General features: G+C 66.6%; 14 protein-coding genes. 4 read left to right on the top strand and 10 right to left on the bottom strand.

Annotation, left to right across the window (positions count from 1 at the left end; genetic code table 11):
* Nucleotides 1-14 precede the first annotated feature (14 nt).
* Both PDM29_RS03765 and fghA read left to right on the top strand, forming a co-directional pair.
* Nucleotides 15-1,124, top strand: a complete 1,110-nt coding sequence (locus PDM29_RS03765; protein ID WP_311192553.1) for an S-(hydroxymethyl)glutathione dehydrogenase/class III alcohol dehydrogenase — start codon at nt 15-17, stop codon at nt 1,122-1,124.
* A 1-nt stretch (nt 1,125) separates the two neighbouring features.
* Nucleotides 1,126-1,956 carry an S-formylglutathione hydrolase gene (gene fghA / locus PDM29_RS03760; protein WP_311192552.1) on the top strand — a complete coding sequence of 277 codons (831 nt, stop codon included), beginning with the start codon at nt 1,126-1,128 and terminating at the stop codon, nt 1,954-1,956.
* Nucleotides 1,957-2,053: 97 nt separating this feature from the next.
* On the opposite strand, the gene PDM29_RS03755 is transcribed toward fghA, so the two are convergent.
* Genes PDM29_RS03755 through PDM29_RS03745 form a run of 3 tightly spaced genes read right to left on the bottom strand, consistent with a single transcriptional unit; the run spans nt 2,054 to nt 4,557 of the window.
* On the bottom strand, nt 2,054-2,914 hold the full coding sequence (locus PDM29_RS03755) for a PA4780 family RIO1-like protein kinase (protein ID WP_311192551.1): 861 nt from the start codon (nt 2,912-2,914) through the stop codon (nt 2,054-2,056).
* Between the two features lie 4 nt (nt 2,915-2,918).
* Complete coding sequence (locus PDM29_RS03750; protein WP_311192550.1) at nt 2,919-3,578, bottom strand: M23 family metallopeptidase; 660 nt, start codon at nt 3,576-3,578, stop codon at nt 2,919-2,921.
* Between the two features lie 4 nt (nt 3,579-3,582).
* Entirely contained in the window at nt 3,583-4,557 is a 975-nt protein-coding gene (locus tag PDM29_RS03745) for a L,D-transpeptidase family protein (protein WP_311192549.1), read from the bottom strand.
* Between the two features lie 181 nt (nt 4,558-4,738).
* Between PDM29_RS03745 and PDM29_RS03740 the strand changes: the two genes are divergently transcribed.
* Nucleotides 4,739-6,169 carry a GGDEF domain-containing protein gene (locus tag PDM29_RS03740; RefSeq protein WP_311192548.1) on the top strand — a complete coding sequence of 477 codons (1,431 nt, stop codon included), beginning with the start codon at nt 4,739-4,741 and terminating at the stop codon, nt 6,167-6,169.
* A 32-nt stretch (nt 6,170-6,201) separates the two neighbouring features.
* Here the strand turns inward: PDM29_RS03740 and PDM29_RS03735 are convergent, their stop codons facing one another.
* The 7 genes from PDM29_RS03735 to PDM29_RS03705 form a co-directional block, all read right to left on the bottom strand.
* Complete coding sequence (locus PDM29_RS03735) at nt 6,202-6,786, bottom strand: DUF3916 domain-containing protein (RefSeq protein ID WP_311192547.1); 585 nt, start codon at nt 6,784-6,786, stop codon at nt 6,202-6,204.
* Nucleotides 6,787-6,791: 5 nt separating this feature from the next.
* On the bottom strand, nt 6,792-7,283 hold the full coding sequence (locus PDM29_RS03730) for a GNAT family N-acetyltransferase (protein WP_311192546.1): 492 nt from the start codon (nt 7,281-7,283) through the stop codon (nt 6,792-6,794).
* A 5-nt stretch (nt 7,284-7,288) separates the two neighbouring features.
* Nucleotides 7,289-7,699, bottom strand: coding sequence for a hypothetical protein (locus PDM29_RS03725; RefSeq protein WP_311192545.1), 411 nt, complete (start codon nt 7,697-7,699; stop codon nt 7,289-7,291).
* Nucleotides 7,700-7,726: 27 nt separating this feature from the next.
* A complete protein-coding gene (locus PDM29_RS03720) occupies nt 7,727-8,071 on the bottom strand; it encodes a hypothetical protein (RefSeq protein ID WP_311192544.1) in 345 nt (114 codons plus the stop codon).
* Nucleotides 8,072-8,134: 63 nt separating this feature from the next.
* The gene (locus PDM29_RS03715; RefSeq protein ID WP_311192543.1) at nt 8,135-9,079 is read right to left on the bottom strand and encodes a DegV family protein; all 945 of its coding nucleotides are present in this window, start codon (nt 9,077-9,079) and stop codon (nt 8,135-8,137) included.
* Between the two features lie 183 nt (nt 9,080-9,262).
* Nucleotides 9,263-10,522 carry an amidohydrolase family protein gene (locus tag PDM29_RS03710; RefSeq protein ID WP_311192542.1) on the bottom strand — a complete coding sequence of 420 codons (1,260 nt, stop codon included), beginning with the start codon at nt 10,520-10,522 and terminating at the stop codon, nt 9,263-9,265.
* Nucleotides 10,519-11,928: an amidohydrolase gene (locus tag PDM29_RS03705; RefSeq protein WP_311192541.1), complete on the bottom strand. Its 1,410-nt coding sequence runs from the start codon at nt 11,926-11,928 to the stop codon at nt 10,519-10,521. Before PDM29_RS03705 ends, PDM29_RS03710 begins: the two co-directional genes overlap by 4 nt.
* A 280-nt stretch (nt 11,929-12,208) precedes the next feature.
* On the opposite strand from PDM29_RS03705, the gene PDM29_RS03700 reads away from it, so the two are divergent.
* A complete protein-coding gene (locus PDM29_RS03700; protein ID WP_311192540.1) occupies nt 12,209-15,586 on the top strand; it encodes an autotransporter domain-containing protein in 3,378 nt (1,125 codons plus the stop codon).
* The last annotated feature ends 65 nt before the right edge of the window (nt 15,587-15,651 follow it).

Below are 15,651 nucleotides of genomic sequence, written 5' to 3'. Positions count from 1 at the left end.
CTGGAGTGTTGGTGATGAAATCCCGTGCCGCTGTAGCGTTTGGTCCCGGTCAGCCGTTGAAGATCGTCGAGATCGATGTCGCCCCGCCGAAGAAGGGCGAAGTGCTGGTCAAAATCACGCACACCGGTGTGTGCCACACCGATGCCTTCACCCTGAGCGGCGATGACCCGGAAGGGCTGTTCCCGGCGGTGCTCGGCCACGAAGGTGCCGGCATCGTGGTCGAAGTGGGCGAGGGCGTCACCAGCGTGAAGCCGGGCGACCACGTCATTCCGCTGTACACCGCCGAATGCGGCGAGTGCCTGTTCTGTACCTCGGGCAAGACCAACCTGTGTGTCTCCGTGCGTGCCACCCAGGGCAAGGGCGTGATGCCCGACGGCACCACCCGCTTCAGCTACAACGGCGAACCGATCTACCACTACATGGGCTGCTCTACCTTCAGTGAGTACACCGTGGTGGCTGAGGTGTCGCTGGCGAAGATCAACCCGGAAGCCAACCCGGAGCACGTGTGCCTGCTGGGCTGCGGCGTCACCACCGGCATCGGCGCGGTGCACAACACCGCCAAGGTGCAGGAAGGCGACAGCGTGGCCGTGTTCGGCCTCGGCGGCATCGGTCTGGCGGTGATCCAGGGCGCGCGCCAGGCCAAGGCCGGCCGCATCATCGCCGTGGACACCAACCCGACCAAGTTCGACCTCGCCCAGCAGTTCGGGGCCACCGACTGCGTGAACCCGAAGGATCACGACAAGCCGATCCAGCAGGTCATCGTGGAAATGACCGGCTGGGGCGTGGACCACAGCTTCGAGTGCATCGGCAACACCCAGGTCATGCGCGCGGCGCTGGAATGCGCGCACCGGGGATGGGGGCAGTCGGTGATCATCGGCGTGGCCGGTGCCGGCCAGGAAATCTCCACCCGTCCGTTCCAGCTGGTCACCGGCCGCAAGTGGATGGGCACCGCGTTCGGCGGGGTCAAGGGCCGCAGCCAGTTGCCGGGCATGGTCGAAGATGCGATGAAGGGCACCATCGAGCTGGCTCCGTTCGTCACCCACACCATGGACCTGGAGCAGATCAACGACGCCTTCGAGCTGATGCATGAAGGCAAGTCGATCCGTTCGGTGGTGCACTACTGACATGGAACGCATTGAACATCGCGCCGCCTTCGGCGGCTGGCAGGACGTATACCGGCACCGTTCGCAGGTGCTGGGCTGCGACATGAACGTGGCGGTGTACCTGCCGCCCCAGGCCGCCACCCAGAAGCTGCCGGTGCTGTACTGGCTGAGCGGGCTCACCTGTACCGAGCAGAACTTCATCACCAAGGCCGGTGCGCAGCGCTACGCCGCCGAGCACGGCGTGATCATCGTGGCCCCGGACACCAGTCCGCGCGGTGACGACGTGGCCGATGCCGAGGGCTACGACCTCGGCAAAGGCGCGGGGTTCTATCTAAATGCCACCCAGGAACCGTGGGCGACGCACTACCGCATGTATGACTACATCGTGCAGGAGCTGCCGGCGTTGATCGAAGCGCACCTGCCGGCCTCTGATGCACGCAGTATCAGCGGTCATTCGATGGGTGGCCACGGTGCGCTGGTGATCGCGCTGCGCAACCCGGGGCGCTATCGCAGCGTCTCGGCGTTCTCGCCGATCGTCGCCCCCACGCGGGTGCCGTGGGGGCAGAAGGCGTTTGCCGCGTACCTGGGTGAGGATCGTGCCAGCTGGGCGCAGTGGGATGCCAGCGAACTGGTGGCCGTCGCCGAAGAAAAGCTGCCGCTGCTGGTGGACCAGGGCGGTGGTGATGAATTCCTCGACAGCCAACTGCAGCCGCAGTGGCTGCAGGCCGCGTGCACGGCAGCGGGCCATCCGCTGCAGCTGCGGATGCAGCCCGGGTATGACCACAGCTATTACTTCATCAGCAGCTTCATCGGCGAGCACATCGCATATCACGCCGAGGCGCTGAAGGCTTGATTCCCGCGGACGCGCATGGCGCGTCCCTACGCATCACCGGCACCCCGTAGCGACACGCCATGCGTGTCGTCGCGGTCCCGGTGATTGCAACCCCGCTTCAGTCGTCCATTGCCTCGGCCGCCTCACGGCCCTGCTGCCGGATCAACGCTTCCTCGCGCGCATCGTTGATGGCGTGGCGCACGCTGTCCAGGTCCACGTCCGATTCGTCGTGCACGAAGGTTCCAGTCAGCACGCTGTCCGGCAGCAGTTCGCCGGCCTCGAACAGCGCCCACATTTCCTCGCCGTACCAGGTGTCGAACAGCTCCGGTGCAGAACGCCCCAGATAGGCGGTGAGGTTGTTCACGTCGCGAAGCAGCATCGTGCGGGCGCTGTTGTTGCCGCCGGCGCTGACCACCTGCGGAAAGTCGATCACCACCGGACCGTCCGGCCCCACCAGCACGTTGTAGGGCGACAGGTCGCCGTGGATCAGGCCACAACACAGCATCAGCACCACCTGGCGCACCAGCACCTGATGGAAGGCGCGCGCCTGCTGGGCGCTCAGTTCCACTTCGCCCAGGCGCGCAGCGGAGTAGCCTTCGGCGTCGGTGACCAGCTCCATCACCAGCACGCCGTGGTAATAGCCGTAGGGCTCCGGTACCCGCACACCGGCGTCGCGCAGTTGGTACAGCGCGTCCACCTCGGTGTTCTTCCAGGCGGTTTCCTGCTGCTTTCGGCCGTACTTGCTGGACTTGGCCTGGGCACGGGCCTCACGGCTGCCGCGCACCTTGCGGCCTTCCTGGTACTGCACGCGCTGCTGGAAGCTGCGCTGGGCCATGTCCTTGTAGACCTTGGCGCAGCGCACGTCATCGCCGCTGCGCACTACGTACACGGCCGCTTCCTTGCCGCTCTTCAGCGGGCGCAGCACTTCATCGATAACGCCGTCGTCAATCAGCGCCTGCAGGCTTTCGGGGGTTCTCATGGGGTCATTTTCGCACAGCCGCCCCCCTCAGCACTGGATAGGGGTTCAACGCCTCCCCCTTCCACCACTGCTTCTCCGGCCCCAGCCGGTGAATCTCGAAATGCAGGTGCGGCGCGTCCGGGCTGGCATTACCAGTGCTCCCGACATACCCGATCACATCCCCGCGCTTGACCACCTGTTTTTCGGCCAGCCCATCGGCATACCGGTCCAGGTGCGCGTAGTAATAGCAGTACACCCCGTCCGGCTCGAACTGGTACACCGTCAGCCCACCGCGCTCACTTGTGAACAGCTTCTCGATGGTGCCATCAGCCACCGCCACCACCGGGGTGCCCGCCGCGGCCATGATGTCGATGGCGTCATGCACCCGCCCCTCACTGCGCGCATCGGTGAAGGTGTCCTGCAGTTGGCTCGGCAGCACCCCCTGCACCGGCACCAGCAGCCCCGGCGGAACCTCCCCGGTCGCGTCGGGTACCGCCGCAGGAGCTTTGGCCGCCGGGATTCCGGTAGTGCCGGCCGCTGGCCGGCTCCCCGATAAACCCTCCGCAGGCGCATCAACCGCCGCCGGCACGGACACGACCTCCGGCCCCACCCGCGAACCGCCCAGCAGCCACCACCCGGCGGCGCCGATCACCACACCCAACGCCAGCAGCCGCATCAAGGTCATATGCTCACTCCTGCATGATCACCGGCACCGACGCATCCACCGCGTCAGCCACCCGCAACGCATCCCAGTTGGTCATCCGCACGCAGCCGTGCGATTCGGTCTTGCCCACGTGCCCGGGCTCCGGCGTGCCATGCAGGCCGTAATGCGGCTTGGAGATATCGATCCAGACCGGCCCGACCGGATTGTTGGGCCCCGGCGGGATCGTCGCCTTGCGGTCGCCCTTCTTTGCATCCCAGAACAGCTTCGGGTTGTAGTGGAACGGCGGGTCGCGCGAGATCCCCAGAATCTTCCACTCGCCGATCGGCAGCGGGTCATGCTGGCTGCCCGAGGACACCGGAACCTGGGCATAGACTTTGCCCGCAGCGTCGTACAGGCGCAGCGTCGAATCGGACTTGTCGATCACCAGCTTCGCCGCCTTGGGCAAGGCGGCCGGCGCAATGTTCGGCACCTGGATCTGGCTGCCCGCCTTGCCCAGGTCCACACCGGGGTTCAGCGCCTGCAGCAGCTTCGGGTCGGCGTGGAAGCGCTCACCCAGGGCTTCGGCCACCGAGGCATACCCCAGCGCGTCGAGCTTGGCCTGGTCGGCCGGCTTCTTCGGCACCGGACGGAACGGACCGGCGACATCCTCGGCGGTCAGCGTATAGCGGGCCAGTACCGGTGTGGCGTCTGCCTGCAGCGCCTGCCAGGTGGCGTCATCCAGCTCGCCGGTCACCTTCAGGCCACGGGCGGCCTGGAAGCCAGCTACGGCGCGGCGCTGGTTGGAGCCGATCTCACCATCGATCTGGCCGGGCGAGAAGTTGGCCCGGTCCAGCAGTACCTGGGCGTGCAGGTTCGAACGCGTTCCCGTCTGCAAGGTCTCCGCTTCGGCAATCGGCGCGGGCAGCGCGGTGGGGGCAGGGGCCTGCGCGAGGGCAGGCGCACTGGTCGCGGCCAGCGCCAAGGCGAGCAGGGTCAGGGAAGCAGGGCGTTTCAGCAGCATCGGGCACTCCGTTTCACATCTGCCCCGACCATGCCGCATACGAGCGCACACGGTCCGTGAAATGGCGGTGCCGCGCTGGGCGGGCCGTCATGCAGATGATTACGTCGTGGGCGGGGTGTGAAGCACTTTGCACAGCCAGGCGCTAAGGTAGTGGCACACCGCTTCCAAGGGGGAGAGCAGGATGGCGTGGTTGGCGGCCGCGTTGTACATGCTGGCGCATGCGATGGCCCTGTGGCTGCCGGGCCATGCCACGCTGGCGTCATTCCTGTTTCTGATCGGTGCACCGGTGCTGGCCGCCGCAGCCTGCATCCGGCGCATGGTGCGCAGCTGGCACAGCGACGTGCGCATCGGCTGGCTGGCGCTGGCTGTCGGCATGCTGCTGTGGGCGGGGGGCATGGCGCTGAACATGTACCAGGAAGTGGCGCTCGGCCATGTCGATGCAATACCGGGCTTTGCCATGCTGTTGTACGTGCTGTACGGCGTGCCACTCACCTTTGCGATGGCACACCCGCGCCACGAACGCTGGTACCTGATCGCCATCGACGGTGCGCTGGCCCTGCTGCTGGGCTACCTGTTCTTCGTTCACACCTTTTCCTACGCCACGCCCAGCGATGCGCCGGATCCGGGCGTAGGCAGCCTGCGCCTGATGTTCGACATCGAGAACATCTTCATCGCGGTGTTCGCGCTGCTGCGCTATGTGACCAGCGAAGACGGCACCCGGCGCGGGTTGTTCCGCGCACTGACGGTGTTTGCCTGGGTGTATCTGGTGATGGCCGCCTACATCAACCACGTCGCCACCGACACCGGTTATGGCGCGCTGCCGGACCTGCTGATCGATCTCCCGTTCCTGCTGCTGGCCGTGCTGGCGTTCCAGCACGGCGAAGAGCCGGCCCGGCAGACGCCGCGCCGGCTGACCCTGGCGGTACGTGCCGGCGCGCCGCTGATCCTGCCGGCGGCGCTGCTGGTGGTGTCGGCCTTGTTGGTGGACCCGCATCCGCACCTGGCTGCGTTTGGCTTCATCTTTGCCACGCTCGGGGCGGGCCTGCGTGGCGTGGTGATGCAGGTGCGGGCCATGGAGGGCCGGGACCAGCTGGATCGGCTGGCGCGCGTGGACGCGCTGACCGGTGTGGCCAACCGGCGCGAGTTCGACCAGGTGCTGCTGGCCGAATGGAGCCGGGCGCGACGCAGCGGGCAGCCGCTCGCCCTGCTGATGATCGACATCGATCACTTCAAGCAGTTCAACGACCGCTTCGGCCATCCGATGGGGGATGCGTGTCTGCGCGCAGTGGCAAACACATTGAATCACTGCGCCACGCGTGGCACCGATGTGGTGGCGCGCTACGGCGGCGAAGAGTTTGCGGTGGTGGTGCCGGCCACGCCGCGTGCGGGCGTGCTGGCGCTGGCCGATACGCTGCGCGGCGCGGTGGAGCGCATCCGGCTGGCCTCACCGGACGGGGTGGGGCAGATCGGGGTGACGATCAGTGTAGGGGCTGTGGTGGTGGCGACGATGGAAGCAGCCGATCCCACGCCGTTGCTGAAAGCCGCCGATGCAGCGCTGTATGCGGCCAAACACGAGGGCCGCAACCGGGTGGTAGAAGGACAGGTGCCGTAGGGACACGCCATGCGTGTCCATGCCGGTCAAGGTTACGCACCCACCTCGCCGAAATACCACAGATCGCTGTACCACTCGTCGTACCCTTCAACTGCCGGATACTCGGCGGCAACGCCCCATTCGCCCACGCCGGGCGGCAACGTCAGGTTCCATTCGCGCGCCAAGCTACGCGGCTGCAGAGACCGCAGTCGGCCATGGTCGTAGGGACCGGGTACGGTGTGGCCGCGGTAGTAATCTTCATCGAGGTACAGGCATATCTCGCTGCCAAACATGTGTGGCAGGGTGATGAGGCACGTAACCCGCACGTGGGCGAGTTCAGCTGGCTTTGCCGCGATCAGGTGCGCGCAGGCATTGATCAAGTACTGCGCGCATTCCCGCTGCAATTGAGGATTGGTGGTCGGCGCTTCTACCAATCGCGACTCGACGGGAATCTTGTTGTTCCAGTAGCGGGGGTGTTCGGCAATCTCTTCCGCGGAGGGAAACCTTCCGGCGAACCCCTCCGACCAGCGCTGCAGGTAACGCAATCCACGCGGTGCAAACCGCAGCTTCCCTTGTCCGCGCTCGGCGGGTCGAAGTAATGCCTCGCGTCTGGCCTTGGCCGAGCGGCCCGGACTCATCGCCCTCATAACGGATCCCTGCCCGGTTCCGCAGCTTGGGCCACGTATCGCATGCGTGCATTGGGCAGCAATTGCCCGCGTAGCTCAACCACCTGCCGGTCTACCACTGCAAACCCATTCGAAGCAAAGAATTTTTCCGCGGCAAGGCTGACGTCGGCGGTGAGTTCGATGATGCCACGATGGGCCGCCTCACTCATCAGGTGCTGCATCAGTGAACGGCCAACGCCTTTACCAGTCCACCGGGGGTGAACGAAGAACAGGTCGATGTAGCCTGACTCCTGAAGGTCCGCGAATCCTGCGAGTTGATCGCCCACCACCACCACGAACGGATTCACGGATCGGATCCGCTCGGCCCACGCAGCGATGTCGTAGCTGTCTGGTGCCCAGGCCGCACACTGTTGCGGCGAGTAATGGCGAGAGGCCGTCTCATGCACGGCGGCATGGAACAACTGGTGAAGCTCGGCTTCTTCGCCGGTCCGGTAGGGACGGATCTGCATGGATGTCACGGGGCGAGGTCGGATGCTTTCCGCCGCTTGGCATAGATGATCAGTGGCCAGAAGGCGATCATTCCCAGGCAGAACACGGCACCCACGGCCTTGCCGAACAGCGTGGCGTTATCGTTGCGCAGGACGACATCCAGCAGCACCAGGCCGGTGATGATGGTCGGGCCGCCGAGGAAAAACAGCGCGAACAGCCGAAGGCGGCCGCTCACCGGGCTGTCGCTGCGCAGGGCTCCAACGACACTGACATCGCCAAAATGCACCTGCAGCGGGTCGGTGGTGGAACGGGCTGGTTCGGGCGTTGTCGGAGCCGGTGGAGCCACCGGTTGCTGGTAGTCCTGCTGCGGATTGGCAGGTTGCAGCAGATCGCCCAGATTGGTCTGGGCGATCAGGTCCTTGAGCTTGGGGTCCATCGTGCGGTCCGTGCGTGGTTGCACGGATTATTGCACGTCGCGCATTTCCCAATGATGGCCGGCCAGCAGGCGCAGGCGCTGCTTGAACACGTCGCTGTCGATCTTCGTATTGACGGTCAGGTTGATGCGCAGGTCCTTCTGTTCCCCGGTCACGGTGGCTTCGGGATCGGTCACGCCCCACTGCGGTTCCACCGCGTCCGGGTCGGGCTGCTTGGCCTTCCACTTTTCGAACAGGGCGGTGCTGCGCAGGGCGTCCTGCAGTTCCTCGGCGAAGCCACTGGCTCCGTGCGACTTGAACGACAGGTCCGGGTCACTGCCACGGGCCTTTTCCGGGTCCGGCAGGCTGATGGTGTACTTGACGACTGACGACATGGTGGTCTCCATTGAATGCGCGCAGACTGCCAGAAACCCGGTGCAACCGGCGTGCAGAACCGGTCAGCCGCTGAAGGTGTGCGGGCCGTCGGCAAAGCCGACCGTCACCGCGCCCTTGCCGACGTTGACCATGCCGGTCAGGCTCATCACCGACTCGAACAGCTGCACCCCGTGCGCCTCGCAGGTCTGGCCCAGCGCGGCGTAGCCGGGCAGGGCCCGCAGGTCTTCAAGCTCGCCGCCGTAGCTGACGCAGACGGTGGGGGTCATCAGCCCGGCCTTGACCCGCTGGCCGACGAAGTCGAACAGCTTCTGCACGGCGTTGTCGAAACCCTTGATCTTGGCCACCGGGCCGGTTTCGCCCCGGTAGCCATGCAGCACCGGCTTGATGTCCAGCGCGCTGCCCAGCGCGGCGCTGATCAGGCCGACGCTGCGGTCGCCCTTGTGGCGGGCGCGGGCGCGCATGTAGTACAGGTCGCGGGTGACCATGTAGCCGTGCACGTTATGCGCCAGGGTCTCCAGTTTTTCGCGGATCTGCTGCACGCTGGCCCCGCTGTCGCGCAGGCGCACCGCTTCCACTGCGGTCACGCCCTGGGCGGCGAACAGGTTCTGGGTGTCCAGCACGCGCAGCGCGAACGGCGAGTTGAAGCCCGCCGCCTGACGCACCGGCTTGTAGTCGTTGAGGATCGCGAAGCTGGCCTGCATCGCGTTGTCGTAGATCGGGCTGCGGGTCTTGGTGATCGTCATGCAGAACACATGGTCGTAGTCGATCACCAGCTTGCCCAGGAACAGATCGCGGATCTGCACCACGCTGAAGGGAATGGTTTCCGCCTCGGCCCCGTTCTCGGCCACGTGGGCGTGCAGGAAGCTCAGGGTGGCCTGCTCGTCGCGGTGGTCGGCAAGCACGGCTTCGCCAATGCGCACCGTGATCGGCAGCAGCACCAGGTTGTTCTTTTCAATGAAGTCCTGCGGCAGATCGCAGGCCGAGTCCACGACAATTCCGATGCGCATCCTGTTACCCCCTCCAGGCAGGTGTCGGTTCGAAAATGTGAAAGCTATCTCAAAATGGACTCACGTACCTGACCGGGGATTCACGCATTCGGATGTAATCGGTTACCGGATGCGCTGTTCTGCGTAGAGCCGGGCTTGCCCGGCTGCCGTTCCGCGTACAGCCGGGCAAGCCCGGCTCTACATTCACCACGAATACGCTCGCGGTTCGCTGCCAGCAGGAGCCGCGTACCGATCCCGCAGCTCGGTCTGCCGCGAACGCATCGGCACCGCCTTGCCGCCCAGCCACACCTGCTCGGCATAGTGCGCCACATCCAGCGGGTCGCCTTCCCACAGCACCAGGTCGGCCAGCTTGCCCGGCTCGATGCTGCCGATCCGGTCACCCACCCCCAGCACCTGTGCCGGTACCCGGGTCAGGCCGGCCAGGCCGTCCTGCCATGGCAGGCCATTGGCCACCGCATTGCCGGCCAGCTGGCGCATCTTGCGGGCGTTGTGCGAGGCGTCGTCGCGCTGGGCGAAGCTGACCTCCACGCCGGCCTTGCGCAGTCGCGCGGCGTTCTCCAGCGTGGCCCCCAGCTGGTCGAAACTGGTCGGCAGATTACCCAGCGCATCCACGAACACCGGTACGTTGGCCTGCGCCAGCTGCGGGGCGATCCGCCACGCTTCGGCACCGCCGGCAATGGCGATCTTCACCTTTTCGCGCGCGGCCCAGCGCAGCAGCTGGCGGATGTCGGCGGCACGGTCGACTTCGACCACCAGCCGGCCCTGGCCGGCCAGATAGCGCGCCAGCGTGGCGCGGCCCGCAGGCGTGAGCAGGGCATGCGGCGAATCGGCCGGGACCCGGCCGCGGGCTTCGCTGACCATCTGCTCCAGGAGCATCCACTGCGCCGCCCGCGAGCTGCCGGTGAGTTCAGCGCCCGAAGCACCCAGACGGATGTACAGCGCCAGCGGACCGATCGGATCGGCGCTGCCGTCCAGCCGCATCACGCCGCCCTGGCCGGCGATGAAGGATCCACCGGTGTTGGCTCCCAGCGCGGTGAAGCCGATGCCGTCCAGGCGTGCCACCGGAATCAGCACCGAGGCCGGGTTGTAGGCCAGGCTGACGTCGAACTCCGGCCGCAGCGGCTGGTCTTCCAGCTTCAGCGTGCTGTGCACGGTGGAGGACTCACCCGACACCTCGTCGATGCCGATATCGGTGATGCCGCCAAACAGGGCGGGGGTCAGCGGCTTACCCGCGGCCTCCACCACGCTTGCACCCGCCGGCGCGGTCAAGCCGGCACCGACGGCGCGGATCACGCCGCCCTGCACCAGCACGTCGGCATGTTCCAGCGTGCCGCGCGCGCTGGCGGTATGCACGGTGGCGTTGCGGATCAGCACGTCCTGGGCGAAGGCCGGCGCGCTGGCCAGCAGGGCGGCCAGCGCCGCAGTCAGGGCAAGTCGGCTCATGGGCGTGCCTCCTGACCGAGCATGAAGTCCGACAGCGGCTGCCGGCGTACATCCGCGCGGTCGTAAACCTGGTGGCCGTCGATGAAGACCTTCTCGGCCTGCGCATAGGAACTGAAGGGGCTGCCGTTCCACACCACCACGTCGCCCATCTTGCCCACCTCCAGGCTGCCGGTCTGCTGTTCCACACCCAGCGAACGGGCGGCGTTATGGGTCAGCCACATGATCGCGCGCTCCGGTGCGATCTGCATGCCGGCACGGCGTGCGTTGGCCATCACCTTGGCGGCTTCCTGGTTGAGTCGTTGGATGCCTTCGGGCGAATCGGAATGCACGATGGCGCAGCTGTTGGCCGGGCGATCCACCAGCGCGATGTTCTCCTGGATGCCGTCGAAAGCTTCCATCTTGAAGCCCCACCAGTCGGCCCACAGCGCGCCGCACACGCCTTCGGCGGCGAGGCGGTCGGCCAGCTTGTAGGCTTCCACGCCATGGTGGAAGGCGGCGATCTTGAAGCCGAACTCCTTGGACAGGTCCAGCATCGTCGCCATCTCGTCGGCGCGGTAGCAATGGATATGCACACGGATGTCACCGTTGATCGCACCCGCAAGCGTGTCCAGCTTCAGATCGCGCTTGCCGCCGGCATCACCCGCGCTGTCGCCTTTCTCGTCACCGCTGAACCAGCGCTTCTTCTTCACTTTCTTCGGGCTGTTCTTGGCCAGGTACTCGCTGGCGTCAATGAAGGCGGCGCGGTAGCCGGCCACATTGCCCATGCGGGTGCCCGGGGCCACGCCCTTGCCGCCGCCATACACGCGCTTGGGGTTCTCACCGCAGGCCATCTTCAGGCCCCACGGCGCGCCGGGGAACTTCATGGCCTGGTAGGTGGTGGCGGGCACGTTCTTCAAGGTGACGCCGCGCCCACCGACCAGATTGGCCGAGCCCGGCAGCACCTGCATCGAAGTGACACCGCCGGCCAATGCGGTCGCAAAGCCCGGATCCTGCGGCCACACGGAGTGCTCGGCCCAGACGTTGGCGGTAACCGGTGCGGTCATCTCGTTGCCGTCGCTGTGCGCGCCCACGCCGGGGCTGGGGTACACGCCCAGGTGGGAGTGCACGTCGATGATGCCCGGCGTCACCCATTTGCCGCTGGCATCCACCTGCACCGCATCCGCCGGAACCTGCAGCGCGCTGCCCACGGCAGCCACGCGGCCATCGCGCAGCAGCACGTCAGTCTTCTCCAGGCGCGCGCCGGTGCCGGTCAGCACGGTGGCATTGCGCAGAAGGACCGGGGCCGAGGCTATCGGCGCATAGGTGCTGGGGTAGGGATCCTGGGTAAACCGCGAAGCGGAGTTCGCCGCAGGCGCGGCCAGTGTCAACAGTGCCAGGCCCAGCCCGGCGCTCAAGTGCGTACGCATGTAGTCCCCGACGTGCATCAGTGCAGAAGGCGACGCTAGCCGCTTGGTGGGGGCATTGCCAAGTGCCATCTGGTGCGACACGTAGGGGATTTCCCTATGTTGGTTCCCGGCAATCGCCGTTATTGTGATGTCGTCCGCAATTGCGGGCACTGCCCGGCAGTACGCGCTGGGCGCTGCGCCACGCGCAGCCGCATGCCTCGGATTGGCATGTATTTCGCGCCGCGGCGACCGACATCCGTTCGGGGCCCGGTTTGATTCACACTCAAGGAAGTTGTTTTTGATGAACCCGTCTTCGAAGATCCGCAACACCCTCCGTCGTCCCTCTCCCAGTCTGCTTGCCTCCGCCATCACCGGTACCTTGCTGGCCGCGCTGGCGGTTCCCGCCATGGCTGCTACCTCGGCCGACACCGTGGCCGGTTACCAGCAGCAGCGCCTGCTGCAGCGCGCTGCCTTTGTTGAGCGTGGCGTCGCCGCGCCGGCAGCCGCCCGCTACCAGCCCGCTGCCGTGCCGGTCGACAATGGTCCGGTCAACGGCACGCCCGGCGACGCCGCCAGCTGGCGCAGCGCCGAGTTCAACGCCGACTGGGGCCTGGCCCGCATCAACGCCGATGCCGCCTATGCACGTGGCTTGAGTGGCCAGGGCATCCGCCTGGGCGTGTTCGACAGCGGCACCGGCCTGGATCACACGGAGTTCGCCGGAAAGGACCACCGTAGCATCCACCTGGCCGATCGCCTGGCCGATGGCAGTGCCTGCACCAACGTATCGATGCTGACGGGGGCTGATGCCTGCTTCAGCAGCGATGGCAATGATGTGGCCGTCGATGCACTGCTGCTCTACCTCGATCAGGCCGACACCGATCTCGTCAACGGTCTGGGTCTCTATGAGGGCCTGACCTACAACACCCACGGTACGCATGTTGCCGGCACCATCGCCGCCAACCGTGACGGCAACGGCACCCACGGCGTGGCGTATGGTGCCAACCTGACGGTCGCGCGGTTGTTCTTCAACAGCGCCAGCATCATCGAGCGTGATCCGGTCGAAGGGCTGGGCCAGTACGCGGTGGGCGGCGTGGGCCCATCCGACGCGGTGTTTGCCGATCTTTACGACCAGTTGAACGCGCAGCAGGTGCGTGCGGTCAATCACAGCTGGGGCTTCAGCAACGAGCCGACCACCACCGCGCAGCAGGACCTGTACTTCACCGATGCCGGCCTGGCCGACTACTTCTCCATCATCGCCGATGGCTCGCGCGCGGCCGGCCTGATCCAGGTGTGGGCAGCCGGTAACACCTACCCGGCCAACACCTCGCCGGAAGCGGCACCGATTGCCGGTGTGCACGCCTCGTTGCCGCGTGCCTACCAGGACATCGAGCCGTACTGGCTGAGCGTGGTCAACGTCGACCAGAACGATGTGCTGGCCGACAGTTCCATGCGTTGCGGCCCGACCGCCAACTGGTGCATTGCCGCACCGGGCACGGACATCAACTCCACCGTGTACGGCTCGGACTCCGCGCTCAATGGTTCGCTGGATGTCGTCAACGGTGAGGTCGTGTTCGATGTCACGAGCCGCATGCCGACCTATGCGTACGACACCATGACCGGCACCTCGATGGCGACCCCGCACGTCACCGGCGCGCTGGGCCTGCTGTTCGAGCGCTTCCCGTATCTGACCAGCGCGCAGGTGCGCGACGTTCTGCTGACCACTGCGACCGACCTCGGTGCCGAAGGCGTGGACGACGTCTACGGCTGGGGCCTGCTGAACCTGGCATCGGCCATCGAAGGCTACGGCCAGCTGCGCGTGGACACCGACGTGGTGATGAACCAGAAAGCCGGCGGCCTGAAGGTGTGGGAAGGCGACGCCTGGGACGACTGGACCAACGACATCGGCGGTCCCGGCCGCCTGACCAAGTCCGGTGCCGGCTGGCTGCGCCTGAGCGGTGACAACAGCTTCAACGGGGCCACCGTGCGCGAAGGCGTGCTGGAACTGGATGGCGTGAACACGCTCACCGGTTCGCTGGATGTGGCCGGCGGGCAGTTCCTGCTCAATGGCACCCTGCGCAACATGACCTTCAACAGCAGCGCTGGCAGCAGCGTGGTCAGCGCCAGCGGCGTGCTCGACAACACCAATCTGGCCATCAGCGGTGGCGTGGTGTCGTTCAACGGCGTGCAGACCGGGGGCAGCACCCTGGTCGGTGTCAACGGCACGTTGAAGGGCGTCGGCCGGTTGGGTGATACCCGCGTGGAAGGCACCATCGCCCCGGGCAATTCCATCGGCACCCTGACCATTGATGGCGACTACGTGCAGACCGCCACTGGTGTCTACCAGGCCGAACTCGCGCCTGGCAGCCGCAGCGACCAGCTGCACGTGACCGGCACCGCCAGCCTGGACGGTGCCCTGGTGGCACTGCCGGAAGCCGGCGTTTACTACCTGGGTGAGCAGTTCAACTTCCTGGTGGCCGATGGCGGCGTGAACGGACAGTTCGCCACCACCGACTTCTCGGCCTTCTCGCCGTTCCTGCAGTTCAGCCTGACCTACGACGCGCAGCGCATGCGCATCGACGTGACCCGCGGCAGCGCGTTGGCGTCGGCAGCGACCACCGCCAACCAGCTGGCCGTTGCCACGCAGATCGACGGTCTGGCGGTCACCCAGGGCCTGCCGCAGCCGCTGACCCAGCTGTTCCCCGAACAGGTCGGTGCGGCGCTGGACAGCCTGAGCGGCGAACTGCATGCGGCCACGCCGATGCTGCTGGTGGAAAGCAGCCGTTACCTGCGCGACGCCGCGCTGGGCCGTTCGCTGGCACAGCGCGCACCGGGCGACGCCGAGGGCGGCGCAACCGGAGCCTGGGTGCAGGCCATCGGCGGCAGCACGCGTCTGGATGGCGACACCAATGCGGCACGCACCGAAGGCAACAGCAACGGTCTGCTGGTCGGTGCCGATCACCAGTTCGGTGGCTGGCAGGTGGGCGCGCTGCTGGGCACCGGCCGCACTGACCTCAAGCAGGGTCAGGGCCGCCGGGCCAAGTCCGAAATCGACAACACCCACTTCGGCGCCTATGTCGGCCACCAGTGGGGCGGTTTCGGCCTGAAGGCCGGTCTGGGCTACTCCCGCCACGACGTGGACAGCCAGCGCAGCCTTGCCTTCGCCGGTTACCAGGACACGCTGTCGGCCAGCTACGACGCCACCACGCGTCAGCTCTTCATCGAGGGCGGCTACCGCTTCGGCGGCGTGCAGGGCGGGCTGGAGCCCTACCTGCAGGTGGCGCGCGTGGAAGTGGACGTGGACGGCATTGACGAGCAGGGCGGTGCCGCCGCGCTGAACGGGCAGGCCGCCGATACCCGCACCACGCTGGCGACCGCTGGCCTGCGCTTTGACCGTGGCCTGAAGGCCGCGGGGCAGCAGGATGCCTGGCTGCACGTCACGGGCGGTGTGGGCTACCGCAAGGCGTTTGGCGACCGCGAACAGGTGGCCGATCTGGCCCTGGCGGGCGGCGACGCCTTCCGGGTGACCGGTGCGGCCATCGCCGACAATGCGGTCGTGGCCGAACTGGGCCTTTCGGCCTGGCTGAGCCCGCGCCAGCAGCTGGAGCTGGGCTACGGTGGCCAGTTCGGCAGCGAAGGTCGCGATCACAGCATCAACGCGCGCTGGTCGCTGCAGTTCTGATCCGGCCCGTCCGGTAGGGGAAAGAAGGCGGCCCTGGCCGCCTTTTTTCTTGCCATTTTCCCCGC

The organism is Stenotrophomonas oahuensis, assembly GCF_031834595.1.
GTDB classification, from domain to species: domain Bacteria; phylum Pseudomonadota; class Gammaproteobacteria; order Xanthomonadales; family Xanthomonadaceae; genus Stenotrophomonas; species Stenotrophomonas oahuensis.
The sequence above is the reverse complement of the archived record's forward strand: the minus strand, read 5'-3'. Positions and strand labels throughout refer to the sequence as shown.